Annotated in this window: 21 protein-coding genes; 15 read left to right on the forward strand and 6 right to left on the reverse strand. The window is 60.5% G+C overall.

The features are described 5' to 3' along the window. The first annotated feature begins 56 nt into the window (after window positions 1-56). From FIV39_RS00450 to cysN, 3 genes are all read left to right on the forward strand, one after another. Complete coding sequence (locus FIV39_RS00450) at window positions 57-815, forward strand: Nif3-like dinuclear metal center hexameric protein (protein WP_074843669.1); 759 nt, start codon at window positions 57-59, stop codon at window positions 813-815. A gap of 136 nt (window positions 816-951) precedes the next feature. Then, window positions 952-1,869 carry a sulfate adenylyltransferase subunit CysD gene (gene cysD / locus FIV39_RS00460; protein WP_017137614.1) on the forward strand — a complete coding sequence of 306 codons (918 nt, stop codon included), beginning with the start codon at window positions 952-954 and terminating at the stop codon, window positions 1,867-1,869. 9 nt (window positions 1,870-1,878) lie between these two features. Next, window positions 1,879-3,777 (forward strand): sulfate adenylyltransferase subunit CysN, encoded by a 1,899-nt coding sequence (gene cysN / locus FIV39_RS00465; RefSeq protein ID WP_090409599.1) that lies wholly within the window; start codon window positions 1,879-1,881, stop codon window positions 3,775-3,777. Between the two features lie 175 nt (window positions 3,778-3,952). Here cysN and FIV39_RS00470 read toward each other — a convergent pair whose 3' ends face one another. The 3 genes from FIV39_RS00470 to FIV39_RS00480 all read right to left on the reverse strand — a co-directional run bounded on the left by FIV39_RS00470 (window position 3,953) and on the right by FIV39_RS00480 (window position 7,322). Then, on the reverse strand, window positions 3,953-4,852 hold the full coding sequence (locus FIV39_RS00470) for an acyltransferase (protein ID WP_090409597.1): 900 nt from the start codon (window positions 4,850-4,852) through the stop codon (window positions 3,953-3,955). After that, window positions 4,853-6,952, reverse strand: coding sequence for a phosphate acetyltransferase (pta, locus tag FIV39_RS00475; RefSeq protein WP_065924069.1), 2,100 nt, complete (start codon window positions 6,950-6,952; stop codon window positions 4,853-4,855). 79 nt (window positions 6,953-7,031) lie between these two features. After that, window positions 7,032-7,322 (reverse strand): DUF3565 domain-containing protein, encoded by a 291-nt coding sequence (locus tag FIV39_RS00480; protein ID WP_315337482.1) that lies wholly within the window; start codon window positions 7,320-7,322, stop codon window positions 7,032-7,034. On the opposite strand from FIV39_RS00480, the gene FIV39_RS00485 reads away from it, so the two are divergent. Beyond that, window positions 7,321-7,806 (forward strand): FKBP-type peptidyl-prolyl cis-trans isomerase, encoded by a 486-nt coding sequence (locus FIV39_RS00485; protein ID WP_090409593.1) that lies wholly within the window; start codon window positions 7,321-7,323, stop codon window positions 7,804-7,806. The genes FIV39_RS00480 and FIV39_RS00485 overlap by 2 nt on opposite strands. Before the next feature lie 177 nt (window positions 7,807-7,983). On the opposite strand, the gene rpsT is transcribed toward FIV39_RS00485, so the two are convergent. Further along, window positions 7,984-8,262, reverse strand: coding sequence for a 30S ribosomal protein S20 (gene rpsT / locus FIV39_RS00490; protein ID WP_003188401.1), 279 nt, complete (start codon window positions 8,260-8,262; stop codon window positions 7,984-7,986). Between the two features lie 253 nt (window positions 8,263-8,515). Between rpsT and murJ the strand changes: the two genes are divergently transcribed. The 6 genes from murJ (at window position 8,516) to ispH (ending at window position 15,982) form a co-directional block, all read left to right on the forward strand. Then, window positions 8,516-10,054 carry a murein biosynthesis integral membrane protein MurJ gene (gene murJ, locus FIV39_RS00495; RefSeq protein WP_090409590.1) on the forward strand — a complete coding sequence of 513 codons (1,539 nt, stop codon included), beginning with the start codon at window positions 8,516-8,518 and terminating at the stop codon, window positions 10,052-10,054. 119 nt (window positions 10,055-10,173) lie between these two features. Next, window positions 10,174-11,112: a bifunctional riboflavin kinase/FAD synthetase gene (gene ribF / locus FIV39_RS00500; protein ID WP_167361135.1), complete on the forward strand. Its 939-nt coding sequence runs from the start codon at window positions 10,174-10,176 to the stop codon at window positions 11,110-11,112. A gap of 14 nt (window positions 11,113-11,126) precedes the next feature. Continuing rightward, a complete protein-coding gene (ileS, locus tag FIV39_RS00505; protein WP_090409585.1) occupies window positions 11,127-13,958 on the forward strand; it encodes an isoleucine--tRNA ligase in 2,832 nt (943 codons plus the stop codon). Next, on the forward strand, window positions 13,951-14,463 hold the full coding sequence (gene lspA / locus FIV39_RS00510) for a signal peptidase II (RefSeq protein ID WP_027606854.1): 513 nt from the start codon (window positions 13,951-13,953) through the stop codon (window positions 14,461-14,463). The genes ileS and lspA overlap by 8 nt, the downstream gene beginning before the upstream one ends. Window positions 14,464-14,470: 7 nt before the next feature. Continuing rightward, window positions 14,471-14,908, forward strand: coding sequence for an FKBP-type peptidyl-prolyl cis-trans isomerase (fkpB, locus tag FIV39_RS00515; RefSeq protein WP_186731498.1), 438 nt, complete (start codon window positions 14,471-14,473; stop codon window positions 14,906-14,908). 126 nt (window positions 14,909-15,034) lie between these two features. Further along, complete coding sequence (gene ispH, locus FIV39_RS00520; RefSeq protein ID WP_090409581.1) at window positions 15,035-15,982, forward strand: 4-hydroxy-3-methylbut-2-enyl diphosphate reductase; 948 nt, start codon at window positions 15,035-15,037, stop codon at window positions 15,980-15,982. Here the strand turns inward: ispH and FIV39_RS00525 are convergent. Further along, window positions 15,936-16,517: a GspH/FimT family pseudopilin gene (locus FIV39_RS00525; protein ID WP_090409579.1), complete on the reverse strand. Its 582-nt coding sequence runs from the start codon at window positions 16,515-16,517 to the stop codon at window positions 15,936-15,938. The genes ispH and FIV39_RS00525 overlap by 47 nt on opposite strands. A 204-nt stretch (window positions 16,518-16,721) precedes the next feature. Between FIV39_RS00525 and pilV the strand changes: the two genes are divergently transcribed. The 5 genes from pilV (at window position 16,722) to thiO (ending at window position 20,034) form a co-directional block, all read left to right on the forward strand. Continuing rightward, window positions 16,722-17,207, forward strand: a complete 486-nt coding sequence (gene pilV, locus FIV39_RS00530; protein ID WP_090409576.1) for a type IV pilus modification protein PilV — start codon at window positions 16,722-16,724, stop codon at window positions 17,205-17,207. Next, a complete protein-coding gene (locus tag FIV39_RS00535) occupies window positions 17,204-17,911 on the forward strand; it encodes a prepilin-type N-terminal cleavage/methylation domain-containing protein (RefSeq protein ID WP_090409574.1) in 708 nt (235 codons plus the stop codon). Before pilV ends, FIV39_RS00535 begins: the two co-directional genes overlap by 4 nt. 7 nt (window positions 17,912-17,918) lie before the next feature. Beyond that, on the forward strand, window positions 17,919-18,449 hold the full coding sequence (locus FIV39_RS00540) for a PilX N-terminal domain-containing pilus assembly protein (RefSeq protein WP_090410150.1): 531 nt from the start codon (window positions 17,919-17,921) through the stop codon (window positions 18,447-18,449). An 11-nt stretch (window positions 18,450-18,460) separates the two neighbouring features. Continuing rightward, window positions 18,461-18,862, forward strand: coding sequence for a type IV pilin protein (locus FIV39_RS00545; RefSeq protein WP_090409572.1), 402 nt, complete (start codon window positions 18,461-18,463; stop codon window positions 18,860-18,862). Between the two features lie 62 nt (window positions 18,863-18,924). Continuing rightward, entirely contained in the window at window positions 18,925-20,034 is a 1,110-nt protein-coding gene (gene thiO / locus FIV39_RS00550; RefSeq protein WP_090409570.1) for a glycine oxidase ThiO, read from the forward strand. Here thiO and FIV39_RS00555 read toward each other — a convergent pair. Continuing rightward, window positions 20,021-20,254, reverse strand: a complete 234-nt coding sequence (locus tag FIV39_RS00555; RefSeq protein WP_090409568.1) for a PP0621 family protein — start codon at window positions 20,252-20,254, stop codon at window positions 20,021-20,023. The genes thiO and FIV39_RS00555 overlap by 14 nt on opposite strands. Window positions 20,255-20,265: the final 11 nt, after the last annotated feature.

Raw genomic sequence — 20,265 nt, forward strand, 5'->3', positions numbered from 1 at the left:
GTCGCGCATTATACGAGGCTGCGAGCGCCTCGGAACGGGATATTTAGGAGTCTTTTATGGCCGTCCCCCTTACCACCCTCGTCGAGGAAGCGGACCGCTACCTTGGCAGCGCAAAAATTGCCGATTATTGCCCCAATGGCCTGCAGGTCGAGGGCCGGCCGCAAGTGATGCGCATCGTCAGCGGCGTTACCGCAAGCCTTGCCCTGCTGGACGCGGCCGTCGAAGCCCAGGCCGATTTGATCCTGGTGCACCACGGTTATTTCTGGAAAGGCGAAAATCCCTGCATCACCGGCATGAAGCAACGCCGCCTGAAAACCCTGCTCAAACACGACATCAGCCTGCTGGCCTACCACCTGCCACTGGACCTGCACCCTGACGTTGGCAATAACGTGCAACTCGCCCGCCAGCTGGACATCACCGTCGAAGGTCCGCTAGACCCGAGCAACCCCAGGATCGTCGGCCTGGTTGGCTCGCTCGCCGAACCGCTGTCACCCCGCGACTTCGCCCGCCGCGTACAGGACGTGATGGGCCGCGAGCCGCTGCTGATCGAAGGCAGCCAGATGATCCGCCGCGTCGGCTGGTGCACCGGCGGTGGCCAGGGTTACATCGACAACGCCATCGCCGCCGGTGTCGACTTGTTCCTGAGTGGCGAAGCTTCCGAGCAAACCTTCCACAGCGCGCGCGAAAACGACATCAGCTTTATCGCCGCCGGCCACCACGCCACCGAGCGCTACGGCGTACAGGCGCTGGGCGATTACCTGGCGCGGCGCTTTGCCCTGGAGCATCTGTTCATCGATTGCCCCAACCCGATTTGACTGCCAAACCTTGGGGCATATTGATATACCGTTTCGATCTAGATGGCGCCCTGAATAGAAGCAGGTGCTGTGCTAGCATGCCCCGCTCGAACACGGCCCGCTGGCCGTCCATAAGATCGTTTTTCCGTGAGTAACCATGGTCGACAAACTGACGCATCTGAAACAGCTGGAGGCGGAAAGCATCCACATCATCCGCGAGGTCGCCGCCGAGTTCGATAACCCGGTGATGCTCTACTCGATCGGTAAAGACTCCGCCGTGATGCTGCACCTGGCGCGCAAGGCCTTCTTCCCGGGCAAGCTGCCGTTCCCGGTGATGCACGTCGACACCCGCTGGAAATTCCAGGAGATGTACAAGTTCCGCGACAAGATGGTCGAAGAACTGGGCCTGGACCTGATCACCCACGTCAACCCGGACGGTGTGGCGCAGGGCATCAACCCGTTCACCCACGGCAGCGCCAAGCACACCGACATCATGAAGACCGAAGGCCTCAAGCAGGCCTTGGACAAGCATGGTTTCGACGCTGCCTTCGGCGGTGCCCGTCGCGATGAAGAGAAATCCCGTGCCAAAGAGCGCGTGTACTCGTTCCGCGACAGCAAGCACCGCTGGGACCCGAAGAACCAGCGCCCGGAGCTGTGGAACGTCTACAACGGCAACGTCAACAAGGGTGAGTCGATCCGTGTGTTCCCGCTGTCCAACTGGACCGAGCTGGACATCTGGCAGTACATCTACCTGGAAGGCATCCCGATCGTGCCGCTGTACTTCGCCGCCGAACGCGATGTCATCGAGAAGAACGGCACGTTGATCATGATCGACGACGACCGCATCCTCGAGCACTTGTCCGACGAAGACAAAGCCCGAATCGTCAAAAAGAAAGTACGTTTCCGTACCCTTGGCTGCTACCCGTTGACGGGCGCGGTGGAGTCCGAAGCCGAGACGCTGACGGACATCATTCAGGAAATGCTCCTGACGCGAACTTCCGAGCGCCAGGGCCGTGTCATCGACCACGATGGTGCAGGCTCGATGGAAGATAAAAAACGTCAAGGCTATTTCTAAGGGGCTGTCATGTCGCATCAATCTGATTTGATCAGCGAGGACATCCTCGCCTACCTGGGCCAGCACGAGCGCAAGGAAATGTTGCGCTTCCTGACCTGCGGCAACGTCGACGACGGCAAGAGCACCCTGATCGGGCGCTTGCTGCACGACTCCAAGATGATCTACGAAGATCACCTGGAAGCCATCACCCGCGATTCGAAGAAGTCCGGCACCACTGGTGACGACATCGACCTGGCGTTGCTGGTCGATGGCCTGCAGGCCGAGCGTGAGCAGGGCATCACCATCGATGTCGCCTACCGCTACTTCTCCACCGCCAAGCGCAAATTCATCATCGCCGACACCCCCGGCCATGAGCAGTACACCCGCAACATGGCCACCGGTGCCTCCACCTGTGACCTGGCGATCATCCTGATCGACGCCCGCTACGGCGTGCAGACCCAGACCCGTCGCCATAGCTATATCGCCTCGTTGCTGGGCATCAAGCACATCGTGATCGCCGTCAACAAGATGGACATCAATGGCTTTGACCAAAGCGTGTTCGAGTCGATCAAGGCGGATTACCTGAAGTTCGCCGAGGGCATCGCCTTCAAGCCGAGCACCATGGCATTCGTGCCGATGTCGGCGCTCAAGGGCGACAACGTGGTGAACAAGAGCGAGCACTCGCCCTGGTACACCGGCCAGTCGCTGATGGAGATCCTCGAGACCGTCGAGATCGCCAACGACCGCAACTACACCGACCTGCGCTTCCCGGTGCAGTACGTCAACCGTCCGAACCTGAACTTCCGTGGGTTTGCCGGCACCCTGGCCAGCGGCATCGTGCACAAGGGCGATGAAGTCGTGGTGCTGCCGTCGGGCAAGAGCAGCCGCGTCAAATCCATCGTCACATTCGAAGGTGAGCTGGAGCACGCCGGCCCAGGCCAGGCCGTGACCCTGACCATGGAAGACGAGATCGACATCTCCCGTGGCGACCTGTTGGTGCATGCCGACAACGTGCCGCAAGTGACCGACGCCTTCGACGCCATGCTGGTGTGGATGGCCGAAGAGCCGATGCTGCCGGGCAAGAAATACGACATCAAGCGCGCCACCAGCTATGTGCCGGGTTCCATCACCAGCATCGTGCACCGTGTGGACGTGAACACCCTGGCCGAAGGCCCGGCGAGTTCGCTGCAGTTGAACGAGATCGGCCGGGTCAAGGTCAGCCTCGACGCCGCCATCGCGTTGGATGGCTATGACAGCAACCGCACCACCGGTGCGTTTATCGTCATCGACCGCTTGACCAACGGCACCGTGGGCGCCGGCATGATCATCGCACCGCCGGTCACTCACGGCAGTGCGGCCCATCACGGCAAGTTGGCCCATGTCGCCACCGAAGAGCGCGCCCAGCGTTTCGGCCAGCAACCGGCCACTGTGTTGTTCAGCGGCCTGTCGGGCGCGGGCAAGAGCACCTTGGCCTACGCGGTCGAGCGCAAGCTGTTCGACATGGGCCGCGCGGTGTTTGTGCTGGATGGCCAGAACCTGCGTCACGACCTGAATAAAGGGTTGCCCCAGGACCGTGCCGGGCGTACCGAGAACTGGCGTCGTGCCGCTCACGTAGCGCGTCAGTTCAACGAAGCCGGCCTGCTGACCCTGGCCGCGTTCGTCGCTCCGGATGCCGAAGGCCGTGAACAGGCCAAGGCGCTGATTGGCAGCGACCGCCTGCTGACCGTGTACGTGCAGGCCTCGCCGCTGGTGTGTGCCGAGCGTGATCCGCAGGGCTTATACGCTGCCGGTGGGGACAACATCCCTGGCGAATCCTTCCCGTACGACGTGCCGTTGAATGCCGATCTGGTGATCGACACCCAGGCCCTGTCGCTGGAAGACAGCGTCAAGCAAGTGCTGGAACTGTTGCGTCAGCGCGGCGCGATCTAAACCTCGCGGCCACAAAAAAGCCCGCCCCCGAGTGATCGGTGGCGGGCTTTTTTACATCTTCAAGATCGGGCTCGGTCAAATGTGGGAGGGGGCTTGCCCCCGATAGCGGTGGATCAGTAACAGATGTGCTGACTGACACACTGCTATCGGGGGCAAGCCCCCTCCCACATTTTGGTCATCGTTTGCCTGGGAAGTCTGTGTGCAGCTTGTCCAGCAACGCATCCTTGGCTTCCCACAGTTGGTTAATCCACCCCTGGAACGCCAACCGATATTCCCCATCCTGTTCATAATTCTTACCGATAAACTCGGTCGGAATCTGCACCTCTTCAAACTGCACCACCACGTCCTGCACGTTCCCGCACAGCAAATCCCAATACCCTGGGCGTCCGCCAGGGTAGTGAATGGTCACGTTGACCAGTGATTTCAGCTGTTCCCCCATGGCGTCCAGCACAAACGCGATACCACCCGCCTTGGGCTTGAGCAGGTAGCGAAACGGCGACTTCTGCTGTGCGTGCTTGTCCGGCGTAAAGCGCGTGCCTTCGGCAAAGTTGAAAATCCCCACCGGATTGTCGCGAAACTTCGCACAGGTCTTGCGGGTGGTTTCCAAGTCTTTGCCTTTCTTCTCCGGGTGTTTTTCCAGGTAGGCCTTGGTGTAGCGCTTCATGAAGGGAAAGCCCAGCGCCCACCACGCCAAGCCAATCACCGGCACCCAGATCAACTCCTGCTTGAGGAAGAACTTCAGCGGGCGAATGCGTCGATTGAGCACGTATTGCAGGACCATGATGTCAACCCAGCTCTGGTGGTTGCTGGTCACCAGGTACGAATGCTGGTAGTCCAGGCCTTCAAGGCCTTTAAGGTGCCAACGGGTGCTGCGCACCAGGTTCATCCAACCCTTGTTGTTGGTGACCCAGGCTTCATGGGTGTGGTTCATCAGCCATTCGCTGAAGCGCTTGGCGAAGGGCAGGGCCTTGAACAGCGCCACGATGAACAGGAATGAGCACAGCAGGATCGTGTTCAGCGCCAGCAACAAGGACGCGATCACCCCGCGCACGGCGGCAGGTAGAAAATCCAGCATTTAGATATCCATAGGTCGGTTGGCGGCTTGGATCGCAGTCAGTGCGATGGTGTACACGATGTCGTCGACCTGGGCGCCGCGTGGCAGGTCGTTGACCGGTTTGCGCAGGCCTTGGAGCATCGGCCCCAGGCTGACGCAATCGGCACTGCGTTGCACGGCCTTGTGGGTGGTATTGCCGGTGTTCAGGTCCGGGAACACAAACACAGTGGCTTTGCCGGCGACCAGGCTGTCGGGGGCCAGTTGGCGGGCGACGGTTTCGTTGGCGGCGGCGTCGTATTGCAACGGGCCGTCGATCAGCAGCGAGCTTTGCTGTTCGTGAGCGAGCAGGGTGGCTTCGCGGACTTTTTCCACTTCTTCACCGCTGGCTGAATCGCCACTGGAGTAGCTGATCATCGCCACGCGCGGGGTGATACCGAAGGCGGCGGCCGAGTCGGCGCTTTGCAAGGCGATTTCCGCCAGCTCGGCGGCGCTTGGGTGCGGGTTCATCACGCAGTCGCCGTAGACCAGCACCTGCTCGGGGAACAGCATGAAGAACACCGACGACACCAGGGTGCAGCCCGGCGCGGTCTTGATCAGCTGCAGGGCCGGGCGAATGGTGTTGGCGGTGGAGTGGATAACCCCGGAGACCAAGCCGTCCACTTCATCCAGTGCGAGCATCATGGTGGCGATCACCACGGTGTCTTCCAGTTGCTGCTCGGCCATCGGCGCATTCAGGCTCTTGCTCTTGCGCAGGGCGACCATGGGCTCCACGTAGCGCTGGCGAATCAGGTCCGGGTCGAGAATCTCCAGGCCCTCGGGTAATTCGATGCCTTGGGCGCGCGCGACGGCTTCCACGTCAGCCGGCTTGGCCAGCAGCACGCAGCGCGCGATACCCCGGGCCTGGCAGATGGCGGCGGCTTGCACGGTCAGCGGCTCACTGCCCTCGGGCAGCACAATGCGTTTGTTGGCGGCCTGGGCGCGTTGGATCAACTGGTAGCGGAACACCGCCGGCGACAGGCGCATCTCCCGTGGCGTGCCGCAGCGCTGGTGCAGCCAGCGCGCATCGAGGTGGCTGGCGACGAAATCGGTGATGATCTCCGCGCGCTCGCGGTCATCGATCGGGATTTCCTTGTTGAGGTTGTTGAGCAGGTTGGCGGTTTCGTAGGAACCGGTACTTACCGACAGCACCGGCAACCCGGCCTGGAACGCGCCGCGGCACAGATCCATGATGCGCGGGTCGGGCAGGGTATCGCTGGTCAGCAGCAGGCCGGCCAGGGGCACGCCGTTGATCGCGGCCAGGCTGACGGCGAGGATGATGTCGTCACGGTCGCCAGGGGTCACCACCAGCACGCCGGGCTTGAGCAGTTCCACGGTGTTACGCATGGTGCGGGCGCAGATGATGATCTTGGTCATGCGCCGGGTTTCGTAGTCGCCGGCGTTGAGGATCTGCGCGCCCATCAGGTCGGCCACGTCGCGGGTGCGAGGGGCGTTGAGTTCCGGCTGGTAAGGAATGCAGCCGAGCAGGCGGAAATCGCCGCTGCGCAGCAAGGGCGAATGCTCCTTGAGGCGTGCCGAGAAGGCTTCCATGCTTTCGTCGGTGCGCACCTTGTTCAGGATCACACCGAGCACTTTCGGGTCTTTCGGCCCGCCGAACAGTTGGGCCTGCAGTTCCACGCGGCCGGAGAGTTCGGTGAGCACTTCGTTTTCCGGGGCCGAGACCAGGATCACTTCCGCATCCAGGCTCTTGGCCAGGTGCAGGTTGACCCGTGCCGCATAGCTGGCGCTGCGGGTCGGTACCATGCCTTCGACGATCAGCACGTCCTTGCCCACGGCGGCTTGCTGATAAAGGGTGATGATTTCTTCGAGCAGTTCGTCGAGCTGGCCGTCGCCGAGCATCCGCTCCACGTGAGCCAGGCCTAGGGGCTGTGGCGGCTTGAGGCCATGGGTGCGAGCCACCAGCTCGGTGGAACGCTCGGGGCCGGTATCGCCAGGATGTGGCTGGGCAATCGGCTTGAAAAAACCGACTTTCAGGCCGGCTCGCTCAAGGGTGCGCACCAGCCCAAGGCTGATGGAGGTCAGACCCACACCAAAATCGGTGGGCGCGATAAAAAAAGTCTGCATGCGAATTCTCTGGAGGTGCATGGCTTCGGTGGCGCTCTATGGTTGAGTGTCTACCGGGAATCAGGCGCCAAGGTTATCGTTATTCGGGCGCTTGCGCACACCAGCCGCAGGCAAAGGGCTGACCTATTTTTTCCAGGCGCTGCGCGGCGTCGAGTACCCAGGCGCGCGACTGCCACGGCGGCAGGTGGCGCAGGTGCTGGGTATGGCCGCAAGACAGCGCGGCAACCCAGTGACCCTCCTCGTCCTGGTGGAAACCGATGATCAAGGATGCCGTTGATCGGCCCCGTCCGTCCGGGTTCTGTTCGCTTTCGGGCAAATCCTTGTTTAGACTTGTCCGTTCTTCATTCTTATGCAAAAGGTCTCGCCCCATGACGATCGCCGCTAACAAGGCTGTCTCCATCGACTATACCCTGACCAACGACGCTGGTGAGGTCATCGACAGCTCAGCCGGCGGCGCGCCGCTGGTCTACCTGCAAGGCGCGGGTAACATCATCCCAGGCCTGGAAAAGGCTCTGGAAGGCAAGGCTGTCGGCGATGAGCTGAAAGTGTCCGTAGAACCTGAAGATGCCTACGGCGAATACTCCGCCGAGCTGGTCAGCACCCTGAGCCGCAGCATGTTCGAAGGTGTTGATGAGTTGGAAGTGGGCATGCAGTTCCACGCTTCCGCGCCGGACGGTCAAATGCAGATCGTCACCATCCGTGACCTGGACGGCGACGATGTCACCGTCGACGGCAACCACCCTCTGGCTGGCCAGCGCCTGAACTTCCAAGTGAAGATCGTTGCCATCCGCGACGCTTCCCAGGAAGAAGTGGCCCACGGTCATGTCCACGGTGAAGGCGGTCATCACCATTGATTGATGTTTTGATCAAGTGGTAGCAAAAACGCCCCGACTGGTTCGGGGCGTTTTTTTGGGTCTGAAAATGTGGGAGCAGTGGTGTTTTTCAGGCACAAACAAAAATGCCCCAGACCTTTCGGTATGGGGCATTTCTTAACTGTTTCGCAACCGGGGTTGCGTTGCAGTTGCTACCACTTAGGCTGCAGCAGGAACGCTCAGAGCCTTGATGTGGCCATTCAGGCGGCTCTTATGACGAGCGGCCTTGTTCTTGTGGATGATGCCTTTATCGGCCATACGGTCGATAACTGGCACAGCCAGAACGTAAGCTGCTTGAGCTTTTTCAGCGTCTTTGGTGTCGATGGCTTTAACTACATTCTTGATGTAGGTACGAACCATGGAACGCAGGCTGGCGTTGTGGCTGCGACGCTTCTCAGCCTGTTTTGCACGTTTTTTGGCGGAAGGTGTGTTGGCCACCGTCGAGCTCCTCGAAAGACTTTTTAGGAAATAGCAAACAAAATAGGCCGCGAATCATGCCGATGACTTGATGTGTTGTCAAGGCCGGCTGATGCGAACTGCTGAGTGGTCGATCTGAAGAGGCGGGTGATTTATTTCCGGCGCTTGACCTGTAAACTCGCGAGCTTTGGCGCTGTGCTGTTGCAGGCGCGCAGTATCGCATAAGTGGGCGCTTAGTTCGCCTGCTCTTTATCTATAGGCGCAAACTCTTTCAATGAATCTGCTCAAATCGTTGGCTGCCGTCAGCTCTATCACGATGATCTCCCGGGTTTTGGGGTTTGTGCGTGACACCCTGCTGGCGCGTATTTTTGGCGCGAGCATGGCCACGGATGCGTTCTTTATTGCGTTTAAACTGCCGAACCTGCTGCGGCGGATCTTTGCCGAGGGCGCATTTTCCCAGGCGTTCGTGCCAATTCTGGCCGAGTACAAGACCCAGCAGGGGGAGGAGGCGACCCGTACTTTCATCGCCTACGTCTCGGGCCTGCTCACCCTGGTGTTGATGCTGGTGACCATCGTCGGCATGTTCGCCGCGCCTTGGGTGATCTGGGCCACGGCGCCGGGTTTTGCCAATACCCCGGAAAAATTCGCGCTGACCACTGATCTGTTGCGGGTGACCTTTCCTTATATATTACTGATCTCGCTGTCATCCCTGGCGGGTGCGATCCTCAACACCTGGAACCGTTTCTCGGTACCGGCGTTCGTGCCGACGCTGCTTAACGTCAGCATGATTATCTTTGCGCTGTTCCTGACCCCTTACTTCGATCCGCCGGTCATGGCCCTTGGCTGGGCCGTGCTGGCCGGTGGCCTGGCGCAGTTGCTCTACCAGCTGCCGCACCTGAAAAAGATCGGCATGCTCGTATTGCCGCGCCTGAACCTCAAGGACACCGGCGTCTGGCGCGTGATGCGCAATATGCTGCCGGCGATCCTTGGCGTATCGGTGAGCCAGATTTCCCTGATCATCAACACCGCGTTCGCCTCGCTGCTGGTATCCGGCTCGGTGTCATGGATGTATTACGCGGACCGCCTCATGGAGTTACCGTCCGGTGTGCTGGGCGTGGCCCTCGGCACCATTTTGCTGCCGACGCTGGCGCGCACCTATGCCAGCAAGGATCGCCAGGAATACTCGCGCATCCTCGATTGGGGGCTGCGCCTGTGCTTCGTCCTGGTATTGCCGTGCGCACTGGCCTTGGGGATCCTGGCCGAGCCGCTGACAGTGTCGCTGTTCCAATACGGGCAATTCGATGCACATGATGCGTTGATGACCCAGCATGCGCTGGTGGCTTATTCCGTCGGCCTGCTCGGCATTATCGTGATCAAGGTGCTGGCGCCTGGTTTTTATGCCCAGCAAAACATCCGCACGCCGGTAAAGATCGCGATCTTCACCCTGATCGTCACGCAACTGCTCAACCTGGTGTTTATCGGCCCGCTGGCCCACGCCGGCCTGGCCCTGGCCATCAGTGCTGGTGCGTGCATTAATGCCGGCCTGCTGTTTTATCAGTTGCGCAAACAACAGATGTTCCAGCCTCAGCCTGGCTGGGGCATGTTCGCCCTCAAGTTGCTGGTGGCCGTTGCAATGATGTCGGCGGTACTGCTCGGCCTGATGCATTTCATGCCTGCCTGGGATGAAGGTCATATGCTGGAGCGCTTCATGCGCCTGGGCGCTCTGGTTGTGGCCGGTGTGGTGGTGTACTTCGGGATGTTGCTGCTACAAGGCTTCCGCCTGCGGGATTTCAATCGCAAGTCATTGAGTTAGAGAGTTTGCCGCGATAAAACGGTTGTTTTATCGATTCGATCCATTTGCCCTGCGCTGTTGCCTGTCGTCCGGGGCCGGGTGTGGTTATAATCGACCACTTTATGAGCAAGAAGCGCGTTATGCAGCTGGTTCGAGGTCTCCACAACCTGCGCCCTGAACATCGGGGCTGCGTCGCCACTATTGGCAACTTTGACGGTGTTCACCGTGGCCACCAGGCTATCCTGGCCCGGCTGCGCGAGCGTGCGGTCGAGTTGGACGTACCTAGCTGCGTGGTGATTTTTGAGCCACAGCCGCGGGAATATTTCACCCCGGAAACGGCGCCGGCACGTCTGGCCCGCTTGCGGGACAAACTGCAACTGCTGGCTGAAGAAGGTGTGGACCGAGTCCTCTGTCTGGCTTTCAACCAGCGTTTGCAGAGTCTCAGTGCCGCCGAGTTCGTTGATCGTATCCTCGTCGATGGTCTCGGCGTACAGCACCTGGAGGTCGGCGACGACTTCCGTTTCGGGTGCGACCGCGTAGGCGATTTCGATTTCCTGCAACAGGCTGGTATCCAGCAGGGGTTTACCGTCGAAGCCGCACAAACCGTCGAACTCGATGGCCTGCGCGTGAGCAGCACCCAGGTGCGTAACGCCCTGGCCGCTGCCGACTTCGCCTTGGCCGAGCGCTTGCTCGGTCGCCCGTTCCGCATTGCCGGGCGGGTATTGCATGGCCAGAAGCTGGCGCGCCAACTGGGCACGCCAACCGCCAACGTGCAACTCAAGCGCCGTCGTGTACCGCTGACCGGGGTTTACCTGGTGAGTGTCGACATTGACGGCCAGCCGTGGTCGGGAGTCGCCAATATAGGCGTCAGACCCACGGTTGCAGGTGATGGCAAGGCCCACCTGGAAGTTCACCTTTTGGATTTTGCCGGTGATCTGTATGACCGGCGTTTGACGGTGGTTTTCCACCAGAAGCTGCGTGAAGAGCAGCGTTTCGCCTCGCTTGAGGCGTTGAAAACGGCGATCAATGCGGATGTCGCCGCCGCCCGTGCACTAGCCGCACCTAGCGCCCATCGCTAACCGAAGAGCCTTAAATGACCGACTATAAAGCCACGCTAAACCTTCCGGACACCGCCTTCCCAATGAAGGCCGGCCTGCCACAGCGCGAACCGCAGATCCTGCAGCGCTGGGACAGTATTGGCCTGTACGGAAAGTTGCGCGAAATTGGCAAGGATCGTCCGAAATTCGTCCTGCACGACGGCCCTCCTTATGCCAACGGCACGATTCACATCGGTCATGCGCTGAACAAGATTCTCAAGGACATGATCCTGCGCTCGAAAACCCTTTCGGGCTTCGATGCGCCTTATGTCCCGGGCTGGGACTGTCACGGCCTGCCGATCGAACACAAGGTCGAAGTGACCTACGGCAAGAACCTGGGCGCCGATAAAACCCGCGAACTGTGCCGTGCCTACGCTGCCGAGCAGATCGAAGGGCAGAAGTCCGAGTTCATCCGCCTGGGTGTGCTGGGCGAGTGGGACAACCCCTACAAAACCATGAACTTCAAGAACGAGGCCGGTGAAATCCGTGCCTTGGCCGAAATCGTCAAGGGCGGTTTCGTGTTCAAGGGCCTCAAGCCCGTGAACTGGTGCTTCGATTGCGGCTCGGCCCTGGCTGAAGCGGAAGTCGAATACGAAGACAAGAAGTCTTCCACCATCGACGTAGCCTTCCCGATTGCCGACGACGCCAAGCTGGCCCAGGCGTTCGGCCTGGCAAGCCTGAGCAAACCGGCTGCCATCGTGATCTGGACCACCACCCCGTGGACTATCCCCGCCAACCAGGCGCTGAACGTGCACCCGGAATTCACCTACGCCCTGGTGGACGTCGGTGATCGCCTGCTGGTGCTCGCCGAGGAAATGGTCGAAGCGTGCCTCGCTCGCTACGAACTGCAAGGTTCGGTGATCGCCACCACCACCGGTTCCGCGCTGGAGCTGATCAACTTCCGTCACCCGTTCTATGACCGTCTGTCGCCGGTGTACCTGGCTGACTACGTTGAATTGGGTTCGGGTACTGGCGTGGTTCACTGCTCGCCCGCCTATGGCGTGGACGACTTTGTGATCTGCAAGAAGTACGGCCTGGTCAACGATGACATCATCAACCCGGTGCAAAGCAATGGCGTTTATGTGCCTTCGTTGGAGTTCTTCGGCGGCCAGTTCATCTTCAAGGCCGACCAGCCGATCATCGACAAGCTGCGTGAAGTCGGTGCGCTGATGCAAACCGACACCATCAAGCACAGCTACATGCACTGCTGGCGCCACAAGACTCCGCTGATCTACCGTGCCACGGCGCAGTGGTTCATCGGCATGGACAAAGCGCCAACCAGCGGCGACACCCTGCGTGTGCGCTCGCTCAAGGCCATCGAAGACACCAAGTTCGTCCCGGCCTGGGGCCAGGCGCGCCTGCACTCGATGATCGCCAACCGTCCGGACTGGTGCATCTCCCGTCAACGCAACTGGGGTGTGCCGATCCCGTTCTTCCTTAACAAGGAAAGCGGCGAGCTGCACCCACGCACCGTCGAGCTGATGGAAGTGGTGGCCCAGCGTGTTGAACAGGAAGGCATCGAAGCCTGGTTCAAGCTGGACGCCGCCGAGCTGCTGGGCGACGAAGCACCGCTGTACGACAAGATCAGCGACACCCTCGACGTGTGGTTCGACTCGGGCACCACCCATTGGCACGTACTGCGCGGCTCGCACCCAATGGGTCACGAGACCGGCCCGCGTGCCGACCTGTACCTGGAAGGCTCCGACCAACACCGTGGCTGGTTCCATTCCTCGTTGCTGACCGGTTGCGCCATCGACGACCACGCCCCGTACCGCGAGCTGCTGACCCACGGCTTCACCGTCGATGAGACGGGCCGCAAGATGTCCAAGTCGCTGAAGAACGTGATCGAGCCGAAAAAGATCAACGACACGCTGGGCGCCGACATCATGCGCCTGTGGGTGGCCTCGACCGACTACTCGGGCGAGATCGCTGTGTCGGACCAGATCCTGGCCCGTAGCGCCGATGCCTACCGCCGTATCCGTAATACCGCGCGCTTCCTGCTGTCGAACCTGACTGGTTTCAACCCGGCTACCGATATCCTGCCGGCCGAGGACATGCTCGCCCTGGACCGTTGGGCCGTGGACCGTACCCTGTTGCTGCAGCGCGAGTTGCAAGAGCACTACGGCGAATACCGCTTCTGGAACGTGTACTCGAAGATCCACAACTTCTGCGTGCAGGAACTGGGTGGTTTCTACCTCGACATCATCAAGGACCGCCAGTACACCACCGGCGCCAACAGCAAGGCCCGCCGTTCGGCGCAGACCGCGCTGTACCATATCTCCGAAGCGCTGGTGCGCTGGATCGCCCCGATCCTGGCCTTCACCGCCGACGAACTGTGGGAATACCTGCCGGGCGAGCGTAACGAGTCCGTCATGCTTAACACCTGGTACGAAGGCTTGACCGAACTGCCGGCCGACTTCGAACTGGGCCGCGAGTACTGGGAAGGCGTCATGGCCGTCAAGGTTGCGGTGAACAAGGAGCTGGAAGTTCAGCGTGCGGCCAAGGCCGTCGGTGGCAACCTCCAGGCCGAAGTCACCCTGTTTGCGGAGGAAGGCCTGACTGCCGACCTGACCAAGCTGAGCAACGAGCTGCGCTTCGTGTTGATCACGTCCACTGCGAGCCTGGCACCGTTTGCACAGGCACCGGTGGACGCCGTGGCCACCGAAGTACCGGGCCTCAAGCTCAAAGTGGTCAAGTCGGCCTTCCCTAAGTGCGCCCGCTGCTGGCACTGCCGTGAAGACGTCGGGGTGAACCCTGAGCATCCGGAAATCTGCGGTCGTTGCGTCGACAACATCTCCGGTGAAGGCGAGGTTCGCCACTATGCCTAATGCCGCCAGTCGTTTCGGACGTCTGGGCTGGCTCGTACTGAGCGTGCTGGTCCTGGTCATCGACCAGGTCAGCAAGGCTCACTTCGAGGGCTCCCTGGAAATGTTCCAGCAAATCGTGGTGATCCCGGATTATTTCAGCTGGACCCTGGCCTATAACACCGGCGCCGCTTTCAGCTTCCTGGCTGACGGTGGTGGCTGGCAGCGCTGGCTGTTCGCCCTGATCGCCGTGGTGGTCAGTGCGGTGCTCGTGGTCTGGCTCAAGCGCCTGGGCCGCGATGACACCTGGCTGGCCATCGCCTTGGCCTTGGTGCTGGGCGGCGCGCTGGGCAACCTGTACGACCGCATTGCCCTGGGCCATGTGATCGACTTCATCCTGGTGCATTGGCAGAACCGCCATTACTTCCCGGCGTTCAATTTTGCCGACAGCGCCATCACCGTCGGCGCAATCATGCTGGCGCTGGACATGTTCAAAAGTAAGAAAACCGGAGAGACCGTCAATGACTGATCAGGTATTGGCTGAGCAACGCATCGGCCAGAACACGGAAGTCACCTTGCATTTCGCACTGCGCCTGGAGAATGGCGACACGGTCGACAGCACGTTCGACAAAGCCCCGGCGACCTTCAAGGTCGGCGACGGCAACCTGCTGCCGGGTTTCGAAGCGGCCCTGTTCGGTTTCAAGGCCGGCGACAAGCGCAACCTGCAGATCCTGCCGGAAAACGCTTTCGGCCAGCCCAACCCGCAAAACGTGCAGATCATCCCGCGTTCGCAGTTCCAGGACATGGACCTGTCGGAAGGCTTGCTGGTGATTTTCAACGATGCGGCGAATACCGAGCTGCCCGGTGTGGTCAAAACCTTCGATGACGCGCAAGTGACCATCGACTTCAATCACCCGTTGGCCGGTAAAACCTTGACGTTCGACGTTGAAATCATCGACGTTAAAGCACTTTGATCAACGCCCCGATCTAAAATGTGGGAGCGGGCTAGTGTGGGAGGGGGCAAGCCCCTCCCACCTTCGATCTCTATTGTCAGTTCAGAAGCATCAACTCTGACCCAAGCGCCAGACACGAGGCACAGCATGCAAATCAAACTCGCCAACCCCCGTGGCTTCTGCGCCGGCGTGGACCGGGCGATCGAAATCGTCAACCGCGCCCTGGAAGTCTTCGGGCCGCCGATTTATGTGCGCCATGAAGTCGTCCACAACAAGTTCGTGGTCGAAGACCTGCGTGCACGTGGCGCCATCTTTGTCGAAGAGCTGGAGCAGGTGCCGGACGACGTTATCGTTATCTTCAGCGCCCACGGTGTTTCCCAGGCCGTGCGGACCGAAGCGGCTGGGCGCGGCCTGAAAGTATTCGACGCCACCTGTCCGCTGGTCACCAAGGTACATATCGAAGTCGCGCGCTACAGCCGTGACGGTCGTGAATGCATCCTGATCGGCCATGCCGGGCACCCGGAAGTCGAAGGCACCATGGGCCAATACGACGGCAGCAATGGTGGCGCCATCTACCTTGTGGAAGACGAAAAAGACGTCGCCAGCTTGCATGTGCACAACCCTGAGCGTTTGGCGTTTGTGACCCAGACCACCTTGTCCATGGACGACACCAGCCGCGTCATCGACGCGCTGCGCAGCCGCTTCCCTGCCATCGGCGGGCCACGCAAGGACGACATCTGCTATGCCACCCAAAACCGCCAGGATGCAGTCAAGCAACTGGCCGATGAATGCGATGTAGTGCTGGTGGTCGGCAGCCCTAACAGCTCCAACTCCAACCGTTTGCGCGAGTTGGCCGAACGCATGGCTACACCGGCGTACCTGATCGACGGTGCTGAAGATATGCAGCGCAGCTGGTTCGATGGCGTCGAGCGTATTGGCATCACGGCGGGCGCTTCGGCCCCGGAAGTCCTGGTGCGCGGCGTCATCCAGCAGTTGCATGCGTGGGGGGCTACGGGCGCCGATGAGTTGGCCGGTCGTGAAGAGAACATCACTTTCTCCATGCCCAAGGAGCTGCGGGTTCGCTCGCTGCTCTGAATACCAGGGTGCCGGAGTAACTCCGGCACAACGCCTGTTCGGTTCTATCGCTGCGCAGGCTGATGCGTCCACTGGGCGCCAGCACCACCTGGTGCAGGCTCTGTACCGAGTCCGTGGCGCATATGTGTACAGTGCCAGCACGAAAACCTCCCCCAGCAAATACCGGCTCTCCCAGCCCGCTGAAGCGTACCTGGCTTTTGACCGGTCCATTTCCGACTATCGCTACGCGACCGCTGCCCTGGCGCTCCAGTAACACCGGGTTGTCGTCGTCCAGATGGCCGCGCCCGCTTACATCCAATACGACCCGCCAACCCTGGCTCCAGTCATCGTCCAGTGCGTGGATGACCACCGCTCGGTTACGCGTGATGGCTTCAGTGCGTGCGAAGCGAAGCCCGTTCGTCAGTGATTGCGCCGCGCTTTGTTGCTGCTGTGACTCCAGCAGTCCCATGAAGTTGGGTGTGGCCAGGTGCGCCAGGATGCCGCTCACGATCAGCCCGAGCAGCAGTTCGATCAGGGTGAAACCTCGTTGTTCCATAGGCCGTCCCTCCGTGGACGTGCGTAGATAGCAGGTTGAGACATAGGTATAGCGTCCGGCTCGGAGTGTCGAATGATGGCCTTTATGTCCAAAGTATTTCCCTTTGTTCCGTGACCAGCGCCGGATAAAAACCGCCGCTAGTCTTGGGTCGCCCCGCAGGGTTTTCCTGCTTTTTTTCGGCCTTCGACACGGATGACGCCGGTAATGCTTGTTTGCCTGAAAACCTGTTTCCCCCCGACTTTTCCTCGGTACCAAATCGGCATGACGTTGATCGAAGTGCTGGTGGCGGTGCTGATTCTCGCCGTCGGCCTGTTGGGCGCGGTGACGCTCCAACTCAACGCCCTCAAGTACACCGACAGTTCGAGGATGACCAGCCAGGCCAGTTTCATCGCCTACGATATGCTCGACCGAATTCGCGCCAATTCCGGTGCCGACTACTCATCGCTCCGTGGCGCTCGGGCGCCGGCCGGTACCACGACCACCAGCGTACGTGACCAGGACCTGCATGATTTCGAGGCCAATATTCGCGGTTTTGCCGGGGAGAGCGCCAAAGGCTCGGTGGCGGTCAGTGCAGATGAAGTAACTGTCAGTATCAGTTGGGATGACAGCCGGGGTGCAAACATGCCTGGCGCGCGGGAAACCTTCACCCTGACCAGTCGCATCGACAATGAACCTGGGGTGACGCAATGAAGCATCGGGGTAGAGGTTTCAGCCTGGTGGAATTGTTGCTGGCCCTGGCCGTTGGTTTGGTGCTGGTGCTTGGTGGGAGTCAGGTGCTGATCAGCTCCCGCACGACCCACGCCAGCCAGCAGGCGGCCATGTTGCTGCAGGATGATGCGCGGTTTGTGCTGGGCAAGATGATTCAGGACATTCGCCAGGCGGGTATGTTTGGCTGCTTGGCCACGGCCTTTATCGAGAACGCCCCGCCCGCCTTTGAAAGACCTGTCAGTTGGAATGCCGGGGGCAGTTCAAAGTCGCTGACGCTGGTCACTACCGATGTCGGCGTAGGGGGTGGCAAGCCTGATTGGACGGTGCTCTCCGACTGCACTTCTACCGCTCAAGCCTATGCAGGTAACTCACCTTCGCCTGCTCCTGGGCAGATTCGTTTTGCGATTCGGCAACTGACCTACACCTTCGAGGCGGGCCAGTTGAAGGTCAGCACGCTTGCCGCGCCGGCCAGGACTGTGTTGGTGGATAACGTACGTGCTTTCGATGTCAGTTTCGGCGTGGCTGCCAGGCCGGCATCAGCACAGGTTGTGCGCTATGACGCCATCCCAACCGATGAATCCTTGATCCGCAGCGTACGCATCCGCATGACGCTGCAAGACCCGACGGGACGTGTAAAAGATCAAACCTACAGCGTCGTGGCGGCGTTGCGAAACCGTGTGGGGTAGGGCGGACATGGTGCTTGCTCAGGGTGTTTTTCTGCGGCAGAGGGGGATGGTCCTGCTGATAAGCCTGGTGTTTTTGCTGCTGTTGTCGTTGATCGGCCTGTCTTCGATACAGGGGGCTGTAAGCCAGCAAAAGATCGCCGCTAGCCTGTGGCATCGCAACCAGTCGCTGCAAACCGCAGAAAGTGGTTTGAGGCTGGGAGAGCAAGGTGTGAGGCGAAAGGGGGTTGCTCTGCCGCAATGCCATTCGATCGTCGCCTGTGGGCCACCGGATGAGGCGTCTTCGGTGGTGGGCGCCGGTACCAATCCAGTGTCATCGGTTAACTGGGTTGCCATCAAGGGTGGGCTCTACGGTATCCAATCCCTGGGTCCTGGCGTAGGGCTGCCGCATGTGCCACCGCAAAGCCTGGCAACGTTGTACCGGGTGACAGCGGTCGGGCTCAGTGGCCAATCGCGCACAGTTTTGGAGAGTGTGTATGTGCGGGTAGAGGAGGAAAGTGGCTCGCGTTTTCGGCGGGTTTCGTGGCGGCAACTTCAATAAGGAGCAATGGAATGGGCATGGACAGCCAGGGTTTTACCCTGATCGAGCTATTGATCGCCGTGGCGATTATCGCGTTTCTGGCCGGAATCGCTTACCCCGGGTACACCGGCCATGTGAAAAAGGTCTATCGCGCGGAAATTGTCGCGCTGTTGACTGAGCAAGCTCAGCACCTGGAGCGGTTTTATATGAGGAACGGCACTTTTATTGACGCCAGCGGCGTCAGTACGGGCAATGATCGCTATAGAATCACCGCAGCGTTGAACCCTCAGGATTTCTACCTGGTCGCTACGCCGGGTGCTGATTCGACGATGGCCGGTGACCCTTGCGGTGACTTCAGCTTGGGCAGCAGCGGTGCGCGTGGCAATCCGGGGGCGGCCCCCGAAATGTCGCGCCAGGCATGCTGGGGTCAATGATGAGGGTGCTGGATGATTGGGCGCCCGGTGCGCTTGTTCCTATTTATCGACTGGATCAAATGATGGCTAAGCAACAGCAAGTGGTGATTGTCGGTGGCGGAGTCATCGGCTTGTTGACGGCGTTCAACCTGGCGACCCAGGGGCAGGCTGTGATCCTGTTGGAGCGCGCCGGTGTCGGGCAGGAGTCGTCATGGGCGGGCGGAGGCATTGTTTCGCCACTGTATCCGTGGCGCTATAGCCCGGCGGTCACAGCGTTGGCCCATTGGTCCCAGGATTTTTATCCGCAATTGGCTGAGCGGCTGTTTGCCGCCACCGGTGTCGACCCGGAGGTTCATACCACGGGCTTGTACTGGCTGGACCTGGACGACGAAACCGAGGCGCTGGAGTGGGCCGCTCGTGAAGGCCGGCCTCTGAGCAAAGTGGATGTGTCTGCCGCCCATGATGCGGTTCCTGTCTTGGGGCGTGGGTATTCCCAGGCGATCTATATGGCCAACGTGGCCAACGTGCGCAACCCGCGCCTGGTCAAATCCCTGAAGGCCGCGCTATTGGCTCTGCCTGCCGTGACCGTTCACGAACAGTGCGAAGTGACCGGTTTTATCCTGGATGGCGGCAATGTAGTGGGCGTGGATACGGCCGAGGGGCCGATTCTGGGGGATCAGGTGGTGCTCGCAGCGGGGGCGTGGAGCGGCGAGTTGCTCGGTACGTTGGGCCTGGCGCTGCCGGTGGAGCCGGTCAAGGGGCAGATGATTTTGTACAAATGCGCCTCGGACTTTCTGTCGAGCATGGTCCTGGCCAAAGGGCGTTATGCGATCCCCCGGCGCGACGGCCACATCCTCATCGGCAGCACCCTGGAACATGAGGGGTTCGACAAGACGCCCACCGAAACTGCGCTGGAAAGCCTCAAGGCCTCGGCTGTGGAATTGATTCCCGCCCTGGCCGACGCTGAAGTGGTGGGGCATTGGGCCGGTCTGCGGCCCGGTTCGCCGGAAGGCATTCCCTACATCGGCCGGGTACCCGGCCTCAACGGGCTGTGGCTCAACTGCGGGCATTACCGCAACGGGCTGGTCCTGGCCCCGGCATCGTGTCAGTTATTTGCCGATTTGCTACTGGAGCGTGCGCCGATTATCGACCCGGCACCCTATGCGCCCGAAGGTCGGATCAACGCTGGATAGACTTCGGTCCTTGCTCCAGATGCGCCTGGGTGCAATACCACTCCTCGCGCGAACTTAAGGCGCGATCCTGTGGCAAGTGCACGCCGCAGTGTGCACAACGCACCATCAATGCCGCACCGGGCTCGCTGGTGCGTTGTTGCCTGGCGGTCGGGCTTTTGAATTTGCGCCAGAACCATACCGCGGCAGCAATAACGGCAATCCAGAACAGAAGACGAAGCATGATGGGCGGTT

The organism is Pseudomonas grimontii, assembly GCF_007858185.1.
In the GTDB taxonomy this organism is placed as follows: domain Bacteria; phylum Pseudomonadota; class Gammaproteobacteria; order Pseudomonadales; family Pseudomonadaceae; genus Aquipseudomonas; species Aquipseudomonas grimontii.